General features: G+C 47.9%; 26 protein-coding genes and 1 riboswitch. Of the genes, 20 read left to right on the plus strand and 6 right to left on the minus strand.

What is annotated here, in order from left to right; translation table 11 throughout:
- Positions 1–49: 49 nt before the first annotated feature.
- Positions 50–2,254, minus strand: coding sequence for an FtsX-like permease family protein (locus tag ASG33_RS14655; RefSeq protein ID WP_310589202.1), 2,205 nt, complete (start codon positions 2,252–2,254; stop codon positions 50–52).
- 3 nt (positions 2,255–2,257) lie between these two features.
- Complete coding sequence (locus ASG33_RS26215) at positions 2,258–2,434, minus strand: ABC transporter permease (protein ID WP_310589203.1); 177 nt, start codon at positions 2,432–2,434, stop codon at positions 2,258–2,260.
- Between the two features lie 209 nt (positions 2,435–2,643).
- Between ASG33_RS26215 and ASG33_RS14660 the strand changes: the two genes are divergently transcribed.
- The 14 genes from ASG33_RS14660 (at position 2,644) to ASG33_RS14720 (ending at position 16,649) form a co-directional block, all read left to right on the plus strand.
- Entirely contained in the window at positions 2,644–3,162 is a 519-nt protein-coding gene (locus tag ASG33_RS14660) for an RNA polymerase sigma factor (RefSeq protein ID WP_056286715.1), read from the plus strand.
- A complete protein-coding gene (locus tag ASG33_RS14665; RefSeq protein WP_056286718.1) occupies positions 3,146–3,931 on the plus strand; it encodes a HEAT repeat domain-containing protein in 786 nt (261 codons plus the stop codon). The genes ASG33_RS14660 and ASG33_RS14665 overlap by 17 nt, the downstream gene beginning before the upstream one ends.
- A gap of 32 nt (positions 3,932–3,963) precedes the next feature.
- Complete coding sequence (locus ASG33_RS14670; protein ID WP_056286722.1) at positions 3,964–4,752, plus strand: DUF4097 family beta strand repeat-containing protein; 789 nt, start codon at positions 3,964–3,966, stop codon at positions 4,750–4,752.
- Positions 4,753–4,764: 12 nt separating this feature from the next.
- Positions 4,765–5,463 (plus strand): hypothetical protein, encoded by a 699-nt coding sequence (locus ASG33_RS14675; protein ID WP_056286726.1) that lies wholly within the window; start codon positions 4,765–4,767, stop codon positions 5,461–5,463.
- 113 nt (positions 5,464–5,576) lie between these two features.
- Positions 5,577–5,957, plus strand: a complete 381-nt coding sequence (locus ASG33_RS14680; RefSeq protein ID WP_157474777.1) for a hypothetical protein — start codon at positions 5,577–5,579, stop codon at positions 5,955–5,957.
- Between the two features lie 311 nt (positions 5,958–6,268).
- Positions 6,269–6,481 carry a hypothetical protein gene (locus ASG33_RS14685; RefSeq protein ID WP_056286731.1) on the plus strand — a complete coding sequence of 71 codons (213 nt, stop codon included), beginning with the start codon at positions 6,269–6,271 and terminating at the stop codon, positions 6,479–6,481.
- Between the two features lie 423 nt (positions 6,482–6,904).
- Positions 6,905–8,224 (plus strand): sensor histidine kinase KdpD, encoded by a 1,320-nt coding sequence (locus tag ASG33_RS14690; protein ID WP_056286734.1) that lies wholly within the window; start codon positions 6,905–6,907, stop codon positions 8,222–8,224.
- Between the two features lie 73 nt (positions 8,225–8,297).
- Positions 8,298–8,942, plus strand: coding sequence for a response regulator transcription factor (locus ASG33_RS14695; RefSeq protein ID WP_056286738.1), 645 nt, complete (start codon positions 8,298–8,300; stop codon positions 8,940–8,942).
- A 60-nt stretch (positions 8,943–9,002) separates the two neighbouring features.
- The gene (locus tag ASG33_RS26165) at positions 9,003–9,134 is read left to right on the plus strand and encodes a hypothetical protein (protein ID WP_255356508.1); all 132 of its coding nucleotides are present in this window, start codon (positions 9,003–9,005) and stop codon (positions 9,132–9,134) included.
- A 171-nt stretch (positions 9,135–9,305) separates the two neighbouring features.
- Entirely contained in the window at positions 9,306–12,278 is a 2,973-nt protein-coding gene (locus ASG33_RS14700; protein WP_056286739.1) for a DUF2723 domain-containing protein, read from the plus strand.
- Between the two features lie 95 nt (positions 12,279–12,373).
- Complete coding sequence (locus ASG33_RS14705; RefSeq protein WP_157474779.1) at positions 12,374–12,547, plus strand: hypothetical protein; 174 nt, start codon at positions 12,374–12,376, stop codon at positions 12,545–12,547.
- 30 nt (positions 12,548–12,577) lie between these two features.
- Entirely contained in the window at positions 12,578–14,206 is a 1,629-nt protein-coding gene (locus ASG33_RS14710; protein ID WP_056286745.1) for an alpha-amylase family protein, read from the plus strand.
- A 130-nt stretch (positions 14,207–14,336) separates the two neighbouring features.
- Entirely contained in the window at positions 14,337–15,599 is a 1,263-nt protein-coding gene (locus ASG33_RS14715) for an ankyrin repeat domain-containing protein (RefSeq protein WP_056288462.1), read from the plus strand.
- Between the two features lie 120 nt (positions 15,600–15,719).
- On the plus strand, positions 15,720–16,649 hold the full coding sequence (locus tag ASG33_RS14720; RefSeq protein ID WP_056286748.1) for a hypothetical protein: 930 nt from the start codon (positions 15,720–15,722) through the stop codon (positions 16,647–16,649).
- Here the strand turns inward: ASG33_RS14720 and ASG33_RS14725 are convergent.
- The gene (locus ASG33_RS14725) at positions 16,624–17,016 is read right to left on the minus strand and encodes a helix-turn-helix domain-containing protein (protein ID WP_056286752.1); all 393 of its coding nucleotides are present in this window, start codon (positions 17,014–17,016) and stop codon (positions 16,624–16,626) included. The two genes, ASG33_RS14720 and ASG33_RS14725, sit on opposite strands and share 26 nt — an antisense overlap.
- 190 nt (positions 17,017–17,206) lie before the next feature.
- The gene (locus tag ASG33_RS14730) at positions 17,207–17,980 is read right to left on the minus strand and encodes a thioredoxin family protein (RefSeq protein WP_056286756.1); all 774 of its coding nucleotides are present in this window, start codon (positions 17,978–17,980) and stop codon (positions 17,207–17,209) included.
- 255 nt (positions 17,981–18,235) lie between these two features.
- On the opposite strand from ASG33_RS14730, the gene ASG33_RS25805 reads away from it, so the two are divergent.
- From ASG33_RS25805 to ASG33_RS14760, 5 genes are all read left to right on the plus strand, one after another.
- On the plus strand, positions 18,236–18,856 hold the full coding sequence (locus ASG33_RS25805; RefSeq protein WP_157474781.1) for a hypothetical protein: 621 nt from the start codon (positions 18,236–18,238) through the stop codon (positions 18,854–18,856).
- Between the two features lie 125 nt (positions 18,857–18,981).
- On the plus strand, positions 18,982–19,176 hold the full coding sequence (locus tag ASG33_RS14745) for a hypothetical protein (RefSeq protein WP_056286765.1): 195 nt from the start codon (positions 18,982–18,984) through the stop codon (positions 19,174–19,176).
- Positions 19,177–19,225: 49 nt separating this feature from the next.
- Positions 19,226–20,137: a ThuA domain-containing protein gene (locus ASG33_RS14750; RefSeq protein WP_056288466.1), complete on the plus strand. Its 912-nt coding sequence runs from the start codon at positions 19,226–19,228 to the stop codon at positions 20,135–20,137.
- Positions 20,138–20,247: 110 nt separating this feature from the next.
- Positions 20,248–20,340, plus strand: a riboswitch (SAM riboswitch).
- A gap of 136 nt (positions 20,341–20,476) precedes the next feature.
- On the plus strand, positions 20,477–21,643 hold the full coding sequence (locus tag ASG33_RS14755) for a cysteine desulfurase family protein (RefSeq protein ID WP_056286773.1): 1,167 nt from the start codon (positions 20,477–20,479) through the stop codon (positions 21,641–21,643).
- Between the two features lie 14 nt (positions 21,644–21,657).
- The gene (locus tag ASG33_RS14760) at positions 21,658–21,912 is read left to right on the plus strand and encodes a hypothetical protein (protein WP_056286776.1); all 255 of its coding nucleotides are present in this window, start codon (positions 21,658–21,660) and stop codon (positions 21,910–21,912) included.
- A 32-nt stretch (positions 21,913–21,944) separates the two neighbouring features.
- Here the strand turns inward: ASG33_RS14760 and ASG33_RS14765 are convergent, their stop codons facing one another.
- The gene (locus ASG33_RS14765; protein WP_056286779.1) at positions 21,945–22,895 is read right to left on the minus strand and encodes an EamA family transporter; all 951 of its coding nucleotides are present in this window, start codon (positions 22,893–22,895) and stop codon (positions 21,945–21,947) included.
- 6 nt (positions 22,896–22,901) lie between these two features.
- Positions 22,902–23,378: an Lrp/AsnC family transcriptional regulator gene (locus ASG33_RS14770; protein ID WP_056286783.1), complete on the minus strand. Its 477-nt coding sequence runs from the start codon at positions 23,376–23,378 to the stop codon at positions 22,902–22,904.
- A gap of 339 nt (positions 23,379–23,717) precedes the next feature.
- Here ASG33_RS14770 and ASG33_RS14775 point away from each other — a divergent pair, with 339 nt between their 5' ends.
- On the plus strand, positions 23,718–24,158 hold the full coding sequence (locus ASG33_RS14775; RefSeq protein ID WP_157474783.1) for a hypothetical protein: 441 nt from the start codon (positions 23,718–23,720) through the stop codon (positions 24,156–24,158).
- The last annotated feature ends 7 nt before the right edge of the window (positions 24,159–24,165 follow it).

Genomic DNA, 24,165 nt, shown 5'->3' on the forward strand with positions numbered 1-24,165 from the left:
TCACAAGCGTGAAACGCTACGCGGTTGCTGCTTGGCACCAGGTAAGCTGCTATTCAGATTTTAAGCTGCGGACCGGGTTTTTCATGGCTACTTTGATAGCCTGGAAACTGACTGTTGCCAGGGTTACCAGCAATGTTCCCGATCCCGTCACCGCGAACACCCACCAGGAAATGTTTGTGTGGTATTTGTATTTAAGCAGCCAGATATTCAGGAAATAGTAAGCGACAGGCGCTGCGATGACGAATGCGACAATAACAAGCACCACAAAATCCCAGGAAAGCATTCCCCAGACATTCAGTACCGTTGCGCCGAGCACCTTCCGTACTCCGATCTCTTTCGTGCGCTGCTCTGCAATGAATGAGGCGACCCCGAAAAGTCCCAGGCAGCTGATCAATATGGCCAGGACAGCAAAGAAAGTAGTCAGTTTGGCAATTCTCACTTCGTCGTAAAATTTGGATGCATAATCCTGGTCAACGAAGCTGAACTGGAATGGCACGCCGGGATCATACTTCTTGAAAACATGCTCTACCTGCGCCAGAGCGGCACTTGCACTCAGCCCCGGAGCAAGCCGGATATTGATCACACCTCCCTGCTCCCTGCCCAGGTTGTAGATCAGGGGCTTGGTAGGTTCATAAGGTGAATCGACGATCATATCTTTGATAACGCCTATTATCCTCACAGGCTCATCAAACCACATTAAATCTTCACCAACCGGATTTTCCAGTCCCATGAATTTCGCGGCTGCTTCATTGATCACCAGGCCGCTGGAATCAGAGGCAAAGGAACGGCTGAAATCGCGCCCGCCGATAAACTTCCATCCGACCGTTTTTCCGTAATCGTGAGATACTTCATTGTAGGAGAAATCGACGGATAATGCAGGGTCTTTTCCTTTCCATCTGAGTCCGCTTGTAGACGACCAGGAGTTAGTGGCCGGACTGCTGGATTCGGCCATTTCAGCAATCGCGCCGGCTCCTTTCAGCTCGTTTCTGACCACGTCGAAATGAGTATGAATATCTGGCGTGGAAAGAAAGATCGTGATCAGGCCCGAGCGATCGTATCCTACGGGCCGGTCTTTGGCAAACTGAATCTGCCGGTATACAACCAATGCGCCGACAATCAATACTATTGATACTGAAAACTGTACAACTACCAGCACTTTCCGCGGGACGGCCGCAAATCTCCCCACCCTGAATGTGCCTTTTAGTACCTTAATGGGCTGAAAAGAAGACAAATAAAGCGCAGGGTAGCTCCCCGCAACTATGGCTGTGAAGAGGCTGAAAGCGAGGCCGATCAGCCAGAATACAGGGTTTGTCCACAGCATGTCGAGCTTTTTGTCGGCTACCTCATTGAAGAAATGAAGTATCAGTAAAACCAGCAGGCATGCAAATGTGAATGCAAATGCGACAACGAGAAACGATTCGCTGAAAAACTGGACAATCAGCTGGTTTCTGACAGATCCGATCGCTTTTCTAATCCCTACCTCTTTCGCACGTTTTTCGGAACGTGCGGTGCTCAGGTTCATAAAGTTGATGCACGCCAGCAGCAGTACAAACGTGCCTATCAGTCCGAAAAGCCAGACATTTTCGATTTTTCCACTTACTTGTTTTCCATTCTTGAAGGTCGAATACAGGTGCCACTTTTCCATTGGATGAAGGAAAACTGCGGGCTTAAACGTCAATTGCTCGGGCCGGATATGTTTCTTTTTAACATCTCTGATCCTGGTTGAAACAGTTTCAATGTCGGCCTGCTCCGTCAGCTGCACATAGATTTGGAAATTGTTTGGCCTCCACGGATCTTCCATCGTTTGAAGCGAAGCATTCGCGATCTCGTACAGCGACCACGGCATCATGAACTGCACCTGATGCAGGGAAGTATTGTGGGGAAGGTCTTTGAAAACTCCGGTCACTTTCAAGTTGGTGCTGTTATCCAGCTTGATAACCTTGTCCATCGGGTCTGCATCTCCGAAGAAAGCTTTGGCTACGGATTCAGAAAGGATGATCGAATAAGGTTCTTTGAGCGCTTTCCAGGTGCCCCGCATCATTTCGAGGCTAAATACCTCCGGTGCAGACTCGTCTATGTAGTGGCCTGTTTTGCTGATCCTTGTCTCGCCGTACGTGAGTATGTGCGGGCTGATCCAGGTCGACATTAATACATGCTTGAAGTCGCTGCCATAACTTCTCCTCAGCTCCTCGCCAAGCGGGTAGGGATTCGAGTTTTGGGTGTCGATGTCTCCGTTGCGCGTTTGATGCTGCATGACCTAGGCAATGCGGCTGTAATTTTTGAAGTACCTGTCATAGGATAGCTCGTCGTGGATCCATAATCCTATCAACATCGCTACGGCCATTCCCATAGCCAGTCCGGAGATATTAATGAAGCTGTAAACCTTGTTTTTGGTCAGCGTCCGTAATGCGATCTTGAAGTAGTTTTTGATCATTCCCGGGCTAAGATGATAAGTGTAAGAATAAGCTGAGTCGACAAATGTCTTGCCACCTGTCTTAAATTGCTCGTGGCGTCTTCAAAGCGCCTTTTTGCTATGTTATTCTGTTCAAAAGCGGACGGATTTTGTTCGTAGCCGAACGTCTCCCGAAAATATTTCTGAGTAGTCTGTAACGAAATTCGTGGTTGATCGTCTTTGTCATTGAAATGGATTTACAAGCTTTCAATCAACGCATATTGCCCGTTCAAGGCCGCCTGTTCCGACTGGCGCAGATGTTCCTTCGCAACAGGGAGGAGGCTGAGGATGCCATTCAGGATGTGTTGATGAGGCTGTGGACCAACCGGCAGCAGCTTGAAACTTACCAGAGCATCGAAGCGCTGGCTGTTCAGATGACGAGAAATCTGTGTCTTGACAAACTCAAATCCCACCAGAGCCAAAAGGTAGAACGCGGGGCTGATCTGGCCGAGGTGCAAACATTGGAACTGTCGCCTTACCGGCAGCTGGAAAGCAACGATGGTACTGCATTGATACACAAGCTTATTGACGCATTGCCCGAGCAATACAGGCTAGTGCTGCACCTGCGGGATGTGGAGGAGTATTCGTTTGAAGAGATAGAAGAAGTAACAGGGCTGACCAATGCGAATATTCGTGTAATCCTTTCCCGGGCCAGGCAGAAGCTACGGGAGACTTACCTTAAAGCAAGCAATTATGAAAGTGGATATTGAAAAGTTATTAGAGAAATATTACGACGGGGAAACCAGTGTGGAGGAGGAGCGGGAGCTTAAAAGGTTCTTCCGCGATGAACAGGTACCGCCTCATTTGAAGAGCCACGCTGCCCAGTTCGGCTACTTTACCGAAGCAAGCCAGGAGCTTCCCTCGCTTACATTTACCAGCAAGCTGGCTTTGGAAATGGACCCACCCAAACAGGGACCGGTGCGGCGGTTTGCAGGCTGGCTCGTGAGGATAGCTGCGGGCGTTGCGCTTCTCATTGTTGGTTTCGCGAGCGGCTGGTTTTTTCAGTCTGGCAAGATGAAGGGTAGCAACCCGGATCTGGCGGAGAATGGCGACGCGCCGGTGATAGCGATGAAGAATGTGCTTTCGTTCGAGAAAATGAATGTTACCTCGGCAAGCGAGCGGATACAGGCGGTGAACCAGAGCTACGAGCTTACGAATGTAGACCGGGATATCACGCAGCTGCTGATCAATACCCTCAATTTTGACCCGAATATCAATGTGCGCCTCGCGGCTTGTCAGGCACTGGTGCATTTTGAAAATGAGCCCGAAGTGAATGAAGCGCTCATCCGCTCCCTGGCTATCCAGACCGACCCGAATATCCAGATCTCGTTGATCGAGGCGCTGGTGTCGATCAAGGAAAAGCGCGCCAGTGACCAGTTCAGGGAAATTGCTCAGAACCAAAAGGTAATGGAAGTGGTGCGCCTGAGAGCGGAAGAAGGGTGGAGCGAGCTGAATCAGGTCAATACGCAAAGTTTATAGTCGAATTTCAATCCATAATTTTTATCAAAACCATGAAAAATGCACTGTTATTAGGTGTGGGTGTACTGTATTGCCTTTCCCGGGCAGACGCTCAGAACCTTGAATTCAAAACAAAGCTGGCCAATTCAAAAGAAAAGAAGGTGGTCATCGAAATGGCAGCCGCCGATATTAAAATCGAAGGCCACAACAGTGACGAAGTATTTATCGCCGCCTCGTCCGGCTATGAAGCCCCGCCTGACCGAGCAAAGGGATTGAAGCCATTGTACTATTCTGGCGTAGATAACACGGGTATCGGCTTGTCGGTAGTGACAGAAGGCAATACCTTGAAAGTGGATAAAGTTACCCGCAAAGACGTCAAGTATACCATTCGCTTGCCGAAACAGGTCGCGGTATTATTCCAGGAAACCAACTGGAGTGGCGGCTCCAATGTGGTGGTTGCTAATATGGACGGAGATCTCGAAATCCGAACCAACAATGCGAATATCAATCTTAACAAGGTCACCGGACCTGTTGTCGCAAACAGCACGAGCGGCAATGTAAATGTGGTTTTTTCCGGTTTAAGCCAAAGCAAGCCGACCGCTATTTCGACGATCAGCGGAGAAATTGACGTTTCGCTTCCGGCCACAGCAAAGTCGAACATGAAGCTGCGGTCCATCAATGGCGAAATGTATACGGACTTTGACCTGGGCGTGAAGAACGCGAAAGACGGGCTGTCCAGACTGGGCGGAGCGAACAACATCGAAGGCAGCACCAATGGAGGCGGCGTTGAAGTTCAGCTCAATACGATCAGCAGCAACATATATATCCGTAAACAGAAATAAACCTGAGCCACCATGAAAAATCTAAACCTGATCATTTGCCTGTGCTTCTTTGCTGCTCCGCTTTTGGCGCAGAAGAAAGTAGAAAAAGTACTGCCTTTTAAGACCGGGCAAACTGTTAATCTTGAACTGAAATTTGCCGATAGTATCGTGGTGCGTTACTGGGATAAGCAGGAGGCGCTTGTAAAAATGGATATTACCATCAATGGTGGCCGGCTGAATGATGCACTGCTGATCCGGTCCAGCCAGACAGCCGACGAGGTGAAGTTGAGTACCGATTTTGATGAGCAACTTTTGAAACAAAGCCGTAAGTCGGACTGTCCGGATACCAAGTCGGGTTACTGGACAGACAAGGACGGCGATGCGCGGTATGTTTGCAAGGAAATCCACTACCACGTTTTCCTGCCGCGCAATGCCCGGCTGAAACTGGAAACGATAGACGGTAACATTGATATCCAGGATGCGAGCAGCCCGGTACTCGCCAAAACGATCAGCGGATATGTGGATATGAGCTGGCTGGGTTCCAAAGGGGCGAACGTGGCTATGAAGACCATCACCGGCGAAGTTTATTCAGATCTTGATATTGATTTTAAAACCAAAAAGGACAAAAACCCGATCGTAGGGTACTTGCTGGAAGGTACCTTTAAAGGAGGTGGGCCCGACGTCAGGCTGGAATCCATCAGTAACAATGTGTATCTGAGACAGAGAAAGTAGCATTCATTTTTAGCCATGGAAAGCAGCAATGCCGGAAGATTTATTCCGGCATTGCTGCTTTCCAACCTTTTGGCCGAAATGCTGGTCTCATGGTTGTTCCTAACACTTGCAATATGAAAAAGCTGGCATCCATCACGTCCCTTTTAATTGTCCTGTTTATCGGATGTAAGTCCGATGATAAGATCACCCCAACTGAACAATGGTCCGAGGGTTGCATTTCAATGGTGCCTGACGGAGACAATTACAAGATTGTAGGTGGGTGCTGTTACGAGATTGTTTTTCGTGCTGTGAAATTTCCGGCAGGTGAGAAGCGCTCCATTACGGCGGTTTACTTCACGGGTACCGGCGCTAAAATGATCAACTATCCTATCAAGCTTCTTATCGAGAAGTCGGCAGACGGAAGCAAGCTGAAAGTTTCCAATCCGGCACATTCACAAGAGTTCAACTTTACGCGCGTTAAGGCCGCGCTTGCCTGCTTTTGCGTGTGCGACTAAGTCGGCGCTTTGCCAATCGCTTTGATGTAAAGCCTTAATAACAGACTTTCCGAAGTATTTCGCGTCTCCCCGCTGAGCTGAATCGAGGCGGGCAAAGCTTCATTTAGAATTTACAGTTAACAGCCACGCTCCGGCTCCGGATAATTGTGCCCCCATGAAGGGGCCGCTACACCCTTGATTTTGGCCGCCTCACCACAAACTCACTCCGCCTTTAATATGAATAAAGTATAATTGTAACCGGTTAGTTAGCCGAAAATGTCCATTCAGTGTTGGAAAATTCCTTTAATCAGTAACCACTATAACAAACCCGCATGAAAACGCAGAGTAAGTATCTAGACGAAATTAACAGGCTTCTTGCCGACTATCTTACAGAGATCGAAAAGTCAGATTTGAAACCATTGTCCGCGCAGGTGTACCAGGTTCAATCCAAGAATTTTGTGAGATGGATTAATGGAGAATTCACGCCGGGAGAAGTGAAAAAATCGAAAAGGCAGGCTAAGGAAAATTCTGACAAAGGTAACTAGCCGCTTCCGACTCCAAACTGGCTTATCTTCCGGGACTTTCCAGAAGCCCTGCATTACAATCCCGCATTAAGTACTCTCGTTCCTCTTCCGATTACAATAACTTTTTGGCAGCCGGCCAAATACAAAACACCTTCGCGGCAAAACCGGAAGGTGTAAGATATACTCAACGTTTATAAACAAATCAATCCGGTTCACATCAATGCGCCTTTGCGATAGCTTGTATCAGTAACCATTGTCAATACAAGTATAGCACAGCATCTGAACTTTACTCGTGGATTTGGCTAATTTCTTTTGTAGAAATTTCCCTACATGGCTATTTGTTATTTTTAGCTAGTTTTGGCTGTCTGCATACTTATGTGCATTCTTTTGCCCTCCCTTTGTATATGAATGTTGGTACAAGGGACGACTATGTAATTTTTGCGCATGAGTTCATCATTTCTGGAATGGCCGGTCCGCAAACAACTAGCTACTGAGGTAAATACGTTAGATCGGGTCCGTATACGCGTGCTGGCTTACATCCTTCATTTAAGGATTCTGTCTACCGGCGTTTTGTTGGTTTTCTTTCTCTTACAGGATTACGAGCAGCAGAGTGTCAGGATCGCTGTTCTCTTCTGCGTTTCGTTGTTATTCTACATTGCGTTAACCCTGGGATTACACTGGCGTTTAGCCATTCATATAGCCGTCAACGTTTTCCTGTTCATCCTCTGGACCAACCTGTTCATTGTCGACAAGACGCTGAACCTGGTCACAATACAATATGCCGGTATCGCCAGTGTTTGTGCTTTTTACGGACTGGGTAACCGCCTCGGGCTCATCTATTCTGCCATCGCGCTGGCTGCATTTGTCCTGTATCTGGCCCTGGGGAATACAGTGGGGGCGGAGATCCCGCTCGGGCCGCTTGGCTCGGGAAGCTTTGCAGCGGCTCTTTTCCTTGTCAATGATTTCTTCTTCCTGGTACTGATCCATTATTACTTTTTCAGCTCCTTTAATGCGACGATGGAAGTGCTGGACGCGCGTACTATTGAATTGACGGAAAATATCGGAAAGCTGGAACAGGCACAGATCAAGCAGCAGGAGGAATTCGTGCATCAGAAGCATTTGCTCGCGAGTATTTCTCACGATATCAAAAGTCCGCTTCGTTTTTTGATGACTACAACCGCTCGCCTCGCCAAGAATTATCCCGACCTGCCGACGGTGCGTGCGATCAGCCAGTCGAGTTACCGGCTTTATAATTTCATGAAAAACCTGCTGGAATACACAGAGTTCAGGTACAAGAATACGGATGTAAACTTTGCTTACCTGGATGTGTGTGAACTGGTGGAGCAAAAGCTGGATATTTTTGCTGAACAGGCGGAAAGTCAATGCAATTCACTTGTCAATGCAGTTGAATCAGGTGTAATCCTCAAAAGCAACCTGCAACTCGTGGGCATTATCCTGCACAACCTGATCGACAATGCGAACAAGGTTACCTCTCAGGGTCAAATCAAAATTACCTGCGAAGACCATCGCAACCAGCTGCACCTGATCGTCAGTGATACCGGCCCCGGAATGGATCCTGGGATTATGGAATGGATCAACAGTCCGCACAGGATTCCCGGTCCGGAACACAATCCGCAGAGCTTCGGAATGGGCTTGCTGATCGTAAAGGAAATCAGCGGGCTGATACGCGCCAAGCTTCTGGCCCAGCCGTTTACTCCCCGTGGAACTTCGATTCACATCATTTTTTCAAAGAATAATCCTTAGTCGTTAAATTTCTACAAACATTTCTCATTGCGATGAGTTAACTTTAACTTGGTTTAAAGCAATTATCTATTTGATGAAAACAATTTTACTTGTTGAAGACCATTCAATTGTGCGAATGGGTGTGAAGCTGCTGATCGAAGATTTTATGACGCAAGTGTCGATTGTCGAGTCCGGTAGTTTCAATGAAACACTCCGGCACCTGCAAAGCCGGTTCTTTGATCTGGTGATACTGGATATCAAGATACCAGGCGGGGAAGGATTCAATATGATCGGCAAAATCAGGAGTATTCAAAACAAAGTAAAAATCCTCATTTTCTCATCTCAGGACGAGGAGCTGTATGCCCTGCATTACTATAAAGCCGGCGCGAGCGGCTACCTGCCCAAAGACGCGTCCAATGACGAACTTGAAAAAGCAATTACGGCTGTTATGAGCGGCGGTACTTATATCAGTAAGGTTGTTCAGCATCAGCTGGTAAGCAACAGTATGCTTGAAAAAGACAGTAAACAAAGTCCGCTTGAAATCTTGTCCAACAGGGAGCTTGAAATTATGGATATGCTGCTTGTAGGTAAGTGGACAAAAGATATTGCAACTGATCTCAATATCAAGGAAAGTACGGTAAGTACTTATAAGGCAAGGATTTTTGAAAAGCTAAATGTTACAAATATTCTTGAATTGTTTAAAAAAGTCGAAATTTACAAAAACAGGAAAGTAGCATAGTGTAGTATTATCTCTTTATAGTCCAATTATCTCTTCTATCATCAATAAGTGTTGTTTGAAATGGAAACCTCAATTACCTACGCGAAACCTGCGGAGCTACCATTCTTTGGAACCGTCGTGCTTACCGTACTAACCGGTTCGTTGCTCTGGATGTCGATCATTTACAGTATCTTCTTCCTTATTGTCAGCTAGCCGCTCGTTAAAGCAGCTGCGCAACCACATTGCCAGCTGCCTCTGTTAAAGAAAGTTAAAGCCCGGCAGTTGCTTAATCGGCTTAACTTTTTTTAAGAAACCCGGTACACACCCGCAGAAATGCATTGAATAGTTTTGGCCCATCTTCTAATCCGGCCAAAACTATTCGCGATGATCCCCTTTCGAAAACTCAATCTGTACACCGCCTGGTCGCTTTTTGCCGTTACAATGGTCACTTACGTCATGACAATGGAGCGTACGGCAAGTTTCTGGGACTGTGGTGAATTTATTGCCTGCGCATTCAAATTGCAGGTCCCGCATCCGCCCGGCTCTCCGTTGTTCCTGCTTATCGGTCGCCTGTTTTCATTGCTCGCTCTGGGCGATGCTACACAGGTTGCTTACTGGGTCAATATGGTGTCAGTCGTGAGCAGCGCTTTCACGATTTTCTTTTTGTTCAAGACGATTGTCCTGCTCGCATTAAAGCTCATTGGTAAAGCAGAAAGTGAGTTATTGCCCAACGAATCGGTACTTGTTATTGCATCCGGTGTAGTAGGCGCGCTGGCTTACGCGTGGTCCGATTCGTTCTGGTTTTCGGCCCTGGAAGCGGAGGTGTACGGACTGTCCTCTTTCTTTACAGCAGTAGTGATCTGGGCTGCTTTTAAATGGGAGAAAATAGAAGATCCTGCGCTGGCCAACCGCTGGCTGATCTTCATTGCCTACCTGGTCGGGCTCTCCATTGGCGTGCATTTGCTGAACCTGGTTGCATTACCGGCGCTTGCACTGATTTATTATTTCAAAAAATACCCGAAACCAACTTTTCTCGGTGGTGCCGCCGCTTTTCTGATCGGTCTGGCTATCCTGGGGATTATTAATACAGGCATCATTCCCGGACTTCCCGGCCTGGCAGGCAAATTCGAGATCTTCTTTGTAAACACATTGGGCTTGCCCTATAACTATGGAATTGCCGTTTTCATATTCTTGTTCCTGGGCATTCTGACGTGGGGAATCTTTTCGTCACAAAAAGCCGGAAGGGTTCTGTTGAACACCGCCTTGCTGTCACTTGCCTTCTTGCTGACAGGTTATTCATCTTACGTGCTGGTCTTGGTTCGCTCGGGGTACAATCCTCCGATCAATGAAAACGATCCCAGTGACGTGCTGCGTTTTGTATCTTATCTCAAACGGGAGCAGTACGAAAGCCGCCCATTGCTTTACGGCCCGTCTTTCGTCTCCAATCCGGTAAGCCAGAAGCGCGGCGAACCGGTTTACGCAAAAAAGGATGGAAAGTATGTCATTATCGACTACCGGCCGGAATACGAATACGCACCCGGGAGCAAAATGCTTCTGCCGCGCATGTACAGCTCCCAGCCCGGGCATCCGCAGCTCTACCAGCAAATGACCGGACTGGCCCCGGGCCAGCAACCGGGCATGCGACAAAACCTTTCGTATATGTTTTCGCATCAGTTCGGTCACATGTACTGGCGCTATTTTCTCTGGAATTTTGTCGGCCGCGAAAGTGACCGGGAAGGAGCGGGTACGCTCTTGCCCTGGAAAGCGGCGGGTTATCCGATGTCCATTGCCGGGAACCGGGGACACAATAATTTTCTGATGCTGCCTTTTTTGCTTGGGATAGCAGGTTTTCTCTATATGTACCGGCGCAGCCGAAAAGATCTCCTGGTACTTGGCCTGCTGTTTCTTCTCACGGGACTCGCATTGGTTTTCTATCTGAATTCCCCACCCAGCGAGCCGCGGGAGCGCGATTATATTTACGTGGGTTCCTTTTACGTCTTTTCCATGTGGATCGGGATCGGCGTACTGGCTGTTGCTTCGCTGCTTGCAAGGCTGGTCAGGAAAAATGCGTTGAGGACAAGTATCGCATTTGCGGCGGGCTTGTCGGTACCGGTGATACTGGTTGCAAAAGGGTGGGATAACCACGATAGGAGCAATCGCTACCACTCTGTTGATTTTGCAAGAAACCTGCTCAACTCCTGCGCGCCGAATGCAATCCTGTTTACCGGCGGAGATAATGATACGTTTCCGTTGTGGTATGTTCAGGAGGTGGAAGGTTTCAGGACGGATGTGCGTGTTTGCGTGCAGACTTTCCTGGGCATTGACTGGTACATCAGTCAGCTGAAAAGGAAAACAAACAAATCGGAAGCACTGCCGCTGTCGCTCGATAGCAATGCTTACGCGAGGGGCAAAAACGAGTTCATTCCTTTTTACGAGATTCCCTCTGTGAAAGCCGGGATAAACCTGAAAGAATATCTGGAACTGGTCCAGCAGGAAAATAAGGCCATTCAGGTGCCGCTTACCAGTGGCGATATGACCTCGATCCTGCCTTCCGCCAACCTGTTTTTGCCCGTTGATTCAAAGCATGTGAAAGCAATGAACATCGTCAGCAAAGACCTGGTCCCATTTGTTGCCGACTCCATGAGCTGGCAGATCGGGAACAAGGACCTGATCAAAAGTGATCTGGTGATACTGGATATCATTGCAAGTAACAATTGGAAAAGGCCTGTCTATTTCTCCTCTACCATGGGATCTTCGCATAACCTCGGCTTGCAGGAGTATTTACAGCTTGAAGGATATGCCTACCGCTTGTTGCCTGTGCGTGTTCCGGGTGCCACTGACGGTTACGTCAATTCTGATATTATGTTCGAAAACATGATGCACAAGACCTTCTGGCGAGAAACCGGTAACCCAGGCGTTTATTATGACGATACCTACCGGGGCTCGCCGGTGTTTACAGCAAGACTATCTTTTCTGCGGCTTGCCGAGCAGCTGATTGCGGAGCGGAAAGTAGAAAAGGCACGCCAGGTAGCAGACAAAGCAATGCGCGTAATGCCCGACGATACCATTCCGTTCGACCAGATTTCGGCTGGCTTTGTGGGTGTCTTATTTGACGTTGGGGAGAAAAAGAAAGCGCTGGATTCTGCGAGAACAATGGCGCTGCGAGCGGATGATAACCTGACGTGGATCAAAGCAAACGGAGGTGCTGCGAGCAGGGAGGTCAATACAGATTTATACATTCTGCAAACCCTTGCTCAGGAATGCAAACGGGCGAAGCAAGAGGATGAGGCGCGGCGGTTTGAGTCCATTTTCAAGAAGCATCTATTAGCCTTTAATATGTATAGCAGGGAAAATTGAACGGGAGTTTAGGGACGCCCGGCAAGGTTTTCGCAGTAAGCTGGCAAGAGTATGGTGACGTTACCATGCATTTGTCAGCTTTTTAATTTATGGAAATGAAATGGCCGGAAAATGGAACGCTTGTCAGATTCAGGCGGCACGATGAAGAAGAATGGCGCGAGGGTGAGTTTGATGAACAAAATCAGATGTTTGTCGAAATATATGCGCCCGAGCTGATTACACACAATACCAATGATATTGCAGAGTGGGTACAGGCCGATTTTGATTAAAATTCTTTTCTCAACAAAACTTAAAACAAGATGCTTGAAGAGCTTTGGTACAAGAACGCGGTCATTTACAGCCTCGACCTTGAAACATTTATGGACGGTAACAATGATGGTATCGGCGATTTTGAGGGATTATGCAACCGTCTGGATTACTTACATGCAATGGGACTCGACACGATCTGGCTTGCGCCCTTTCAACCTACACCCAACCGCGATAATGGCTACGATATCAGTGACTTTTATGGCGTGGATCCCCGGCACGGATCGAGCGGGGATTTTGTCAATTTCATCCACAAAGCCAGGCAGCTGGGTATCAAAGTAATTATTGACCTGGTGGTTAACCATACCTCCGACAAGCACCTCTGGTTTCAGGATGCCAGGTCTTCCAAAGACAGTCCGAAACGTGACTGGTACGTTTGGTCAGACAAAAGACCTAAAAACTGGAACAAGGGAATGGTATTCCCCGGTGTCCAAAAAGCCACGTGGACGCTTGACGAAAAAACCAACAGCTACTATTTTCACCGCTTCTATGAATTTCAGCCGGATCTGAACACAGATAATCCGGAAGTACGTGCCGAGATAGCGCGCATTATGGGATACTGGCTGGAACTCGGCATTGCCGGTTTCCGCGTTGACGCGGTACCTTTCATCTTGGAGTCTCAGGGGCCGGACGAGAAAAAGCCTGTCATGCATTTTGAACATCTCAAAGCGATGCGGCAGTTTTTGCAATGGCGGCGTGGCGATGCGGTCTTGCTGGGCGAGGCCAATGTACTTCCCGAAGAGAGCAAGCAATATTTTGGTGACGAAGGGGACGGGATCCACCTGATGTTCAATTTTTTTGTAAACCAATATACCTTTCTGGCACTCGCTACGTCTGATACCGAACCGTTAATTAAAGCACTGGAAGCAACCAGGGAAATCCCGGCAAACAGTCAATGGGCCCATTTTCTGCGGAACCACGACGAGCTGGATCTGGGGAGGCTCACAGAAGAAGAGCGTGCGACGGTTTTTGCGCGCTTCGGGCCTGACCCGGAAATGCAGCTTTACGAACGAGGTATCCGCAGGCGGCTTTCGCCGATGCTCGGTAACCGGCAGCAGACCGAGCTTGCATACAGCCTGATGTTCTCCCTGCCGGGTACGCCGGTGATCCGGTACGGGGATGAGATAGGAATGGGGGAGGACCTTACCCTGCCGGAGCGTGCAGCAGTAAGAACACCGATGCAATGGTCAGCCGAAAATAACGCCGGGTTTTCAAAAGCAGAAAAACTTGTCAATCCGGTGGTGCGCGACGGTTATTATTCCTATGAACATACCAATGTGGAGCGCCAGCGCCGCGATCCGGGCTCGCTGCTCAACTGGATGACGACATTGATCCGCCTACGTAAAGAATGTCCCGAAATCGGCTACGGTAACTGGGAGATCCTGGATACCGGCCACAAGCAGATACTCGGCATGAAATATACCTGGCGGTCCAAAATCCTCTTCGTGTGGCACAATTTCCAGGCACAATCTTTGGAGCTGGTAGTGCCCGAAGAGCAGGCAGGTACAGGACGGCTCATTGATTTAATGAATAATATTGAAAGTCAGGTGGATAGCGAGGGTAATCATACCATTACGCTGGAAGCTTACGGGTATCGGTGGTTTCGGGCGTTTACCGAATAATAAGTTTGTGGGAGGTTGGATCAATAGAATCTGATTTCCGGCCTATTTTATTGCCTAAACGGCTGCTGAACGTGCAAGAATTTAGTTTCCGGTCATGTTCAGCAGCCTTTACAACCTCTCCGCAACGATTATGAATACCACTGATGTGATCCCTCTCGTCATCCAGCCAACGCTGGAGAGCTACGAGCAAAAGTCGCGGGAGTTGCTGAAGTCATACCTTCAGCTGGATGACCACTCCGTTAAGTACGTGCTGAAATACCACCCTGATCCTCACAAATTCAATGAGGTTAACCTTTCGTCGAGCGAGTTTAACATGGATGACGCCAGACTGACCATTGCCCGGCAGCATGGTTTTGCAGACTACCGTGTATTTAAGAGCCACCTTACCGAGCTTGACGATGAAAGTTCTCTTACCTGCCGGTTTGAGCAGGCGGCAGATGCAATTGTGAGCGGTGACGTGCATACACTCAGCAGGCTGATTGCCGATGATCCTGCATTAATCAGTACCCGCTCCACGCGCACTCACAGGGCGACACTTCTGCATTACCTGGCTGCCAACGGGGTGGAACAATTCAGGCAAAAATCTGCTACGAATGCGACCTCAATTGCCGGAATCCTGCTTGATGCAGGCAGCGAAGTGGATGCTGCAGCGGATGTTTATGGAAGTAACTGGCACACGACGCTTGACTTGCTCGTTTCCAGCGTGCATCCCGCGCGCGCAGGTGTGCAGACTGCATTGGTCGAAAAACTGCTCGATTACGGCGCGGCTGTAAACGGCTGCAACAACGATTGTTCCCCATTGCTTACCGCCATTTCATTTCATTACCCGCTCGCCGCCGAAACCCTGGTGCGCCGTGGCGCAAGGGTAGATACCATCGTCGCGGCCGCTGCATTGGGGCACCTTGGAGAGGTTTCCGGTTATTTAAGAGGAAGAGGAATGTTGAAATCCCAAACGCCAACTGTACAGGTACCCTGGGCAGATTGCAGGAGCAATCCCGAAAAGCAGCTCGAACTTGCATTGGTGTGGGCTGCAATGCACAACAGGGCCGAAGTGGTCGAGTTCCTGCTGGATCAGGGAGTGAGTATTGCATCCACAGACTTCTGCCGGTGGACTGCGCTGCACTGGGCAGCCTACTATGGGTGTACGGAAACATGTCAGATCTTACTGCGCAGAAAAGCGCCGCTGGAAGCCAGGAATGAGTTCGGCGGAACGGTGCTGGATCAAACGCTGTGGGCAACTGTACACGAAGGTGTCGCCCCGCATCACTTATCTATTATTGAAAAGTTGGTTAAAGCAGGTGCCAGAATTCATCCCTGGTGGCTTTTCGCGAGTCTTACCCCGCCGCTTGACCCGCGGGTTGCAAAGCTGCTCGGTGACCATACAGCTGTTTAAATTACGCCAGCCGTGCAGGTGTGGGAAGGTAAATTTTGTATTAAATCTTCCTAACCGTGCATCATAAATCCTATATTGCCTGTGCAATTGGCATTCTCAACGATATTTAAATAAGTACACATGCTTTCTTCACTTACCAGAGTGTCCCGATTTTCGGGCCTGCTGCTGTTCTTGCTGGGTTCAATCCCGTCCGTTTTTGCACAGCATACATTGGAATTTGTACAGGATGGCGTCAGTAACAGCTACAAGCCACCTGTTCCGAAAGGTCCCACTTCCATTCCGCAGACGCTCTCATTTTTCTTTAACAGGAACGGTAATACCGATGACGGGATTTACTTTCAAAAGCCGGAGAAAGAACTTACACTGACATTCAGCTTCGATGATCAGACTTACGTGAATATTCCGCAGCACGTTACCGGGTTAACATTCGGTGCAGCCTCTGGTGCAAGCAGTACGCACGTGAGACAAGTTCCGGTGGTGAACAGCAACTATTATTTTACCGACACAACCCGTTCTATTTTTACCGCACATCCGAATGGACCGGTTGGCCGGGGAGTTAATCTGTATGCCAATCCTGGTGTGCAAATATTCCTTTCAGCCAAGCCTTTGATCACAGCCAAGGCCCCGACCTCAGACACCAGCCGCTACTATTACGGCAAGCTTCGGCTCCAATTCAGCAGGCCGGTTAATAATCCCGTGCTATCTTTTGTAGGATTGGGCGCAACGACCAATTTCAGCGACAAGCGACTGGGTTTTGCAACAGAACTTGAATTGGTCTCGCCTGATTTGACATTGACTAAAATCTCGGGAAACCGGGAAATGGTGATCAATGATGCGCAAACCAAAATCCTGCACGATAAAAGTCCCATCACCGGCAATTGCGGCGGGGGAGCAGCTTGCGGCAGTGTACTGGTCAAAGGATCCAATATCACCACGCTGGTCTTTGGCGTCTATCTCAGGGCAGACGGCGGACCTGGCGTTTGGGGTACCGACAAAGTAACCAACTCAGGAGATATGTGGCATATTACAGTGACGCTTCCAGCACAGTAGCAGGTTCCCACTCGCTACGGATCTTCGACCGGTGCATTTCACCCCATTTTACCAGCTCATTCAATACGGGTTGAAGTGTGTCGCTGTATGGAGTAAGCTCGTATTCGATCAGTACATTCGGCTCGGTATGTACAATCCTCTTTACAAATCCATTCAATTCCAATTCTTTCAACTCATTGGAAAGTACTCTCGCAGAAATGCCGGTAATGGTTCTTTGAAGATCGTTGAAGCGCTTGTTTCCTTCCGTAAGCGCGATAATCACGTGCAACTTCCATTTTCCACCGATTACATAAAGTGCGTCGCCTAATGCGTTCAGCTTTCCTGTACATTCTACTTTGGAAATCCGCTGTATCAATTTTGTCTCCATTTTTCGAATAGCTATTTGACTAACCTTTTGTATACTGCTTACATTTTGTTAGTAAAGGTAGTCATTTCTGCCGTAAACCTGGTGACTTAACGCGTGGATCTGGTAATGAAAGAGCGCTGATCTGCATTGATTTGTGATTTGTGGAAGTTATTCCCCTCATAATGAGGAAGGATAACTTCCATTCATGTTGCTAGTGGCAGCAGCTGCTTTTGCCCTTATTGGTTTCGTATTTATCATGATGGCGCATCCAGTCCATTGTTGCATCCTCATTTCGCCCTTTTGGTGTCAGGTCAAGGTACGCGTGAGCGCCGAGCAGCGTATCCGATCCTCTTGCATAAGTGGAGTAAGTATGGTAAATCACTCCGTTACTGTCCTTGTAAAACACACTCACACCCGGTAACTCGGTTACCGAATCGAGTGCCTGATATTGGTAATTATAGTATACCTGCCCATTTGCAACTTGTTCGGGAGTAAATGAGACGTGGTAATCGTAATTGAAATCGCTGCCGTAAGAGGATACCCATTGAAAATTCCAACCCATTCGCTTCTTAAAAGGCAAGATCGTGGCAAGAGGCGCGCGGGATACCACCACTATTGACACATCGTGGTGCGGGATGTGCAGGTCCGGACCACTGATATGATCGCTAAAAAAGGAACAACCCGGGCAACCTTCTTCCCATTCCGGTGCAAACATGAAATGGTAAACGATAAGCTGACTATTTTCATTGAACAGTTCTGAAAGCGAGACCGTGCCTACGGTACTTTCGAATTGATAATCCTTATCAACAACTACTCTCGGCAACTTCCTGCGCTCGGCGGCGATCTGGTCTGTCAGGCGGGTCAGTTCTTTTTCTCTTTCAAGCAATGCAAGACGGGCTTGCAGCCAATCTTCTTTGTTAACAACCTGGCTTTCAATGGCTGAGCTTGTTTTATCTCCCGTTAATATCTCCTGTGTTTTCTCCATAGTGCTTTGATTTTGTTTATCAAATCTCGATAAAGTAAACCTTAAATCTGGTGTGTGGATCGGTCGAATAGGAGGGGTATTCGGGACATAAATAATGGTGTTAAATGTGCCCGAATAGCACCTTAACGTATAGTAATGCAAGCGGAAACGTATAGCGCGTAGCAGTTTGTGGCGCTTCGTTCTGGTACGATCTTTTTTGTATCTGTTTCAAATTATCACATTCATTAACAGATTATTCACTTAATAATAAATGTCATGAAAGCATTAAAAATGAACATATTAGGATTAGCATTGTTGGGTACAACAGTTGCTTTTGCGCAAACAACTCCTGCTACCTCCACTACATCGCCGACGACTGGCACTGGAAGCGCGGGATCAAGTACGCAGCCAAGAACGGTTCCTGGAAGCACTGTACAACCGGGCACATTGCCAGGAACATCGCAGCCAGGTAGCACAACGCAGTCAACAGGAACTTTACCGGGCAGCACCACGCAGCCAACGGGAACAACTCCGCAGCGGACGACAATGCCGGGCAGCACAACTCCAGGTACTACGCAGTCAACTGATAATGTACCACGTACAACAACAGATCCGACGGCAGTTCCGGGAACAAACAGGTCTTCGACCCTGCCAGGCAGCACTACTCAGCCTTCGAGCACATTGCCAGGTAGCACAACGCAACCATCAAGCACTATCCCTGGAAGCACTACAACTCCAGGTACCAATAATGTACCTCGCACGAATATCCCAGGTAGCACTACGTCACCTTCGACCGTGCCAGGTAGCACAACATCACCTTCATCAACAGTACCAGGAAGCACGGGTACACCGTCATCAGGTGGCGCAAGTACAGGTGGATCAATTCCAAGAAGGTAATCTGAACCAATGTTAAGTGTTAAAAACGGCCAGTCTGAACTTTCATGCTGGCCGCTTTTATCTATATCCAACCCCGCACACTATTCAATTCGTTATCTAAGTTTTTACCATTAAAATCGAAAGCTATGCCAAGTGTTAAAAATCAAGACAGTTCAGGAAAGCTGGAAAAAGGCGTTATCCTTTCTGTTTCAGACGTTGAAAATGAAAATGATGCAATCCTGGCAGTAGAAAACTACTTGCGCGAAAAGCAAACTGAACAATTTGAGTTAGCTGTGCCGGAAAAAAGTGAAAGCGGTACTTATGAAATCCGTTTGGGATAGCCAACCGCAGCTACGATCGGCCGGTATGTTTCACTTTGACAAGAAAACCATGCTAAAAGCGCTTAAAGCAATCCTGTTTTTCGTACTTGTTTACACAAATATCATTGCCCAGCCAGTTCAAAATGGGCAGGCGAAATCTCAGGCAAAGAAGAAGATTGTTTTTATCACTGGCCCTGACAGTCACGGTAAAGGTGAGCATGAGCATAATGGAGGCGCAACTCTTCTTGCAAAAGCATTGAACGACAGTGTGCCGCAAGCTTCCGCGATCATTGTAAGAAATGGCTGGCCTGCCGATCCCGGCATATTAGAAGATGCAGATGCCATTGTGATTTATTCCGATGGAGGTGACGCCAATCACATGGCTTATCTGCACGCCGAGCAGGTTAACCGGCTGACTAACAAAGGAGTTGGTCTGGTTTTTCTGCATTTTTCACTGGAAGTGCCAAAAGGAGCGCCGGGCGATCAGTTCAGAAAATGGATCGGCGGCTATTTTGAGACCAATTGGTCAGTTAACCCGGTCTGGGAAGCTGCATTCGCGCGCTACCCTGACCATCCTGTTGCAAATGGCGTAAAGCCATTCTCCATTGTGGATGAATGGTACTACCACATGCGCTTTGCAGAGGATATGAAGGACATCACACCCATTTTGCAGGCACTTCCGCCAGAATCTACGCTGAAACAGCCCGACGGTACACACTCCAATAACAAGTTTGTGCGTGAAGCTGTGTTGGAAAGAAAAGAATTACAAACCCTCGCCTGGGCTTTCGACAGGCCCGACGGCGGCCGGGGCTTTGGCTTTACAGGCGGACACATGCATAAGAACTGGCAAAATGATAATTTCCGCAAACTGGTTTTGAATGCGATCGCCTGGTCGGCCAAGATCCAGGTCCCTGCCAACGGAATCCCTTCCGCAACTCCCACAAAGTCAGAGCTGAATGCGCTGACGAAGCGAATGGAATAACATTCGTGCTGCGCTACTACAATCCTGTTCAGGAATAATCTTCCCTAAATTTTTCAATGCCCATTTGGATATTCAGATTCTTTATTTCATCTTTGTCTATCGAATTAGTAGATTTATAAAGAAGGAAGGGAGAGGTTAGGCTCTATGATCTTCTGGCAACCTAAAACTTTTAAGGTGCCCCAACCTAATTCTATTGATAAATCTAGAATCCAGCCACCGGATTACGAGTGTATTGAATGATTGAATAATGCCGCGCTGAATTGCGCTGCTTATAAATGACGTTCGCGTGCAGTAAACGTATTTGGCTGAGACAAAAACCAAATTAAAGCATTTGAAAGTATGAAAATCTATTGTGACAACGCCGCTACCACAGCGCTTGATCCCGAGGTGATCGATGCGATCATACCTTATCTCTCCGAAAACTACGGAAATCCTTCATCCACCCATTGGGCGGGCATTAAAGCCAGGGAAGGAGTTGAAAGTGCACGCAGGATAGTTGCGGCCTTACTCGGAGCTTCACCCGCGGAAATCTATTTTACATCAGGGGCAACCGAAGCCAATAACCTGGCGCTGACCGGTGCAATCCGTGCCTACGAAATCAGTCACGTGATTACCAGCAAAATCGAGCACAAAGCCGTTTTGCAAACATTGGCGCGATACGAAAAAGAAGGGGATATCGAGATCAGCTTTGTTCGCCTGGACGAGCGGGGCAACGTCGATCTGTACCATCTGGAAAATCTGCTCCGGGCCAATCCACGGACATTGATCAGCTTAATGCACGCCAACAATGAAATTGGTAACCTGACCGATATCCACGCCATCAGTATTCTTGCTCAACGTTATAATGCTATATTCCACACCGATACTACCCAGACAATCGGCAAGATCCGGTTTGATCTGAGCCGCGAGAATGTCGATTTTCTGGTGGGATCTGCGCACAAATTTCATGGACCGAAAGGCGTAGGATTTATCTATATCAACAAAAAACACAGGATTGCGCCATTGATTTTGGGTGGCGGACAAGAGGGGGGTCAGCGCGGCGGTACCGAGAATGTAATCGGGATTGTAGGATTGGCGCGTGCACTCGAAGTAGCTTACCGCGACCTGGATGAAGATCAATTGCAGGTCAGTAAACTGAAACACTACCTTGTTTCCAAACTGGCTGTCAGCAGGATAGAAGGTATTTGTTACAATGGGGACGGCAAGTCGGTCGAGAACAGCATTCCTAATGTACTTAATGTCTCATTCCCCTGTCTGTCAGCGGGCAGCATTGTGGAGCAACTCGATCAGGCGGGGATTGCCGCTTCGGGCGGGAGTGCCTGTTCGAGCCAGGGTACCTCACACGTGATCGCCGCATTGCCTTGTCAGAAAAACAAAGAAAATGTACGCTTCTCATTCAGCAAGCTGAACACCTTCGACGAGGTAGATTATATCGTTAAGGTATTGACAGGCATCTACGAAGGGGTGCCTGCCTTTTACAATGAATCCAGATTAGCCATCATATAAATTAGTCAAGCCAAATGAATGACACTTTTCTATTAAGGATTAATTACCGCAATGCGGCCAGCTTACACAAAATTACTGCTACGGTGGAATCGGTTGAAGGTGCAAAAATCAAGCGGCTGAACTTCCGCAGCAAAGGAAAAAGCTTCGTCGGTATTATTGCATTTGAAGTTTCAAGGTTAATCGATTTTGAACGTATCATTGTCCTGATCCGTCGCAACAGGGATATTTCAGAGGTAGAAAGAGTGTCGGACCTCACGCTTTGTAGCTGAGTAATCACATTATGTTGTACCAACACATGATCCTAGACAGCATTTCCTGCGAGTACCTTCGGCTTTCTGTATTGATGTAAGTTAATCAGCAACACACTTCCGAGAATGACCACAAGGCCTGCGATCTGCAGGAGACTAATGCTTTCTTTGGCAAAAAATATCCCGAGCAATACCGCAACAACAGGGTTAACGTATGCATAGGTACTTACTTTGGTAGCAGGCTGGACTTTCAACAGCCACACATAAGCGCTGTATCCGATAATGGAGCCAAATACTATGAGGTAAATGACAGCCCCCCAGACGCTTGCGGGTACAGTGGCAAGGTCAAGACCTTCCAGTTCTCCCGTCAGGAAAATGCCAGGCGTGAATGCGATTCCGGCTGCAAACATTTGCCAGGTGGAGTTGACGGTGGCAGAGGTTGAGCCTGAATTGTATTTGGAGTACAAAGATCCTCCGGCCCAGGCCATTGAGCCAACAACTACCAGCGCCATTGCAAACAAATCGCGTGAGCTGTTTAAGGAACTCATTGAAGCCATTATTTTCTCGCTGAAAAGCAGGATAACCCCCGCAAATCCGATCAGAAGTCCGACTATGGTAGATTTGTTGCTAAAATTTTGCGCCCATTTCGGCTGATCGAGCAATACAAACCAGAGTGGGGCAGAGGACACCATAATGGCGACCATTGCACTTGGCAGAAATTGTTCTACCCAGATCACAATCCCGTTTCCGACAAAAAGCAGTAGCAAGCCGGTTACAATCGCTGGCTTGATCGCTTTCCGGGAAAATACCTGATCACCCTGCAAAATGCTCCACGTCAGCATAATCAGACCGGATGCTACGAAGCGGAATGCGCCCAAAAAGAATGGGGGTAAGCCTGCAAGTGCCTTTTGGATGAAGAAATAGGTGGAGCCCCATACAATGTAAACCGTTGCATAAGCCAGTACAATCAGGGCGGTTGACGGAGTAGTGTTTGCCGTTTTCATGCGCTTTTATTTTTCAGGAATGACTAATAATTGTTCTTCTTTGACAGTTTCCAGGACGATCGTAGTGCGGGTCGAAATGATCTTGGGGATTTTGCTGAACGAATTCCGCATCAGCTCCATCAGCGAGGCTGAGTCAAAAGTGCGCACTTTGACGAGATAGCAGTCTTCCCCGGCAATGTGATGGACTTCCTGTACTTCGGGAATCTTGGCGAGTTCCCTGGCCGTAGCATTGCTGCCCATTCCCTCTGCCGATTTGATCGATATGAATGCGAGCAGCGTCTGGCGGAGTGCGGCGGGATCAATGCGCGTGGTATATTGCCTGATCACATTCTTCTGTTCCAATTTTTTCACCCGCTCCAAAACCGCAGAAGGCGCCATTTCCAACTCCCTGGCCAGATCGGCATTGGTGATCCTCGCATTTTCCTGCATAAGTCGGAGAATGTGGAGATCCGTTTTATCAAGTATCAGTTCGTTGTTGCCCATGTTCTGCGATATTCCATCATGCGTGAATAATATTCGAATTTCGTGCGTCAAAGCTGAATTTCGTACTGTTTATACACTTGATAGGTGCGTATAGTTCGGAGTAGCTTCGAATTTTTTGTAAAATCTTTTTTAACGGTAAAAAAACGTGTTCCTCTCTCCGCTATGCGAGTGCAATAAGTCTCTGTTTGCTGATGATTTTGTCGCATTGGAAGAATTGTGGTGTAGTATCCACCGGTGGATAAATCTGCTATTGCCGAAGAATAATCGTGAGCGCGCCTGAGTTGAATGCAAGAATTGGAAGAGCATAAATTGCCGGAAAACGTAACTTAAAAGCAACTTATGAAAACGAGGGTTTTTACTTTGAAAAAGACTGCCACAGCGCTCTGTCTGTTTCTATCCATTTTTCTAATGGCATTTTCCTGTGACGACCACGTGGTACCGGAAGAGCCTACGGAAGAGCCGGTAACGGCATTCACATCAACAAGCGCGGGTCTTGCATTTAATCTAGTTATTTATAACTACACATTTGGATCGCTCGGTATGGTACCTGTGATGGAGCATGGGATTGTTAGGGTAAATGCAGACGTCAACAGCGTTGGTATTCTTCCGACAGTAGATGACAAAAAGATTATATCAAACGAGGCTGCCGCCGTTAAAATCTTTGGCGTATTTGAAGTTGTAACTCCTGAGCTTAAAAAAATCTACTACAGACCATACGCTATCCTCGAGAATGGAAATGTGATTTATGGTAATGTAAATTCAATTATTTCCAATCCATAAATTGTAT

This window comes from Dyadobacter sp. Leaf189, assembly GCF_001424405.1.
Classification (GTDB): domain Bacteria; phylum Bacteroidota; class Bacteroidia; order Cytophagales; family Spirosomataceae; genus Dyadobacter.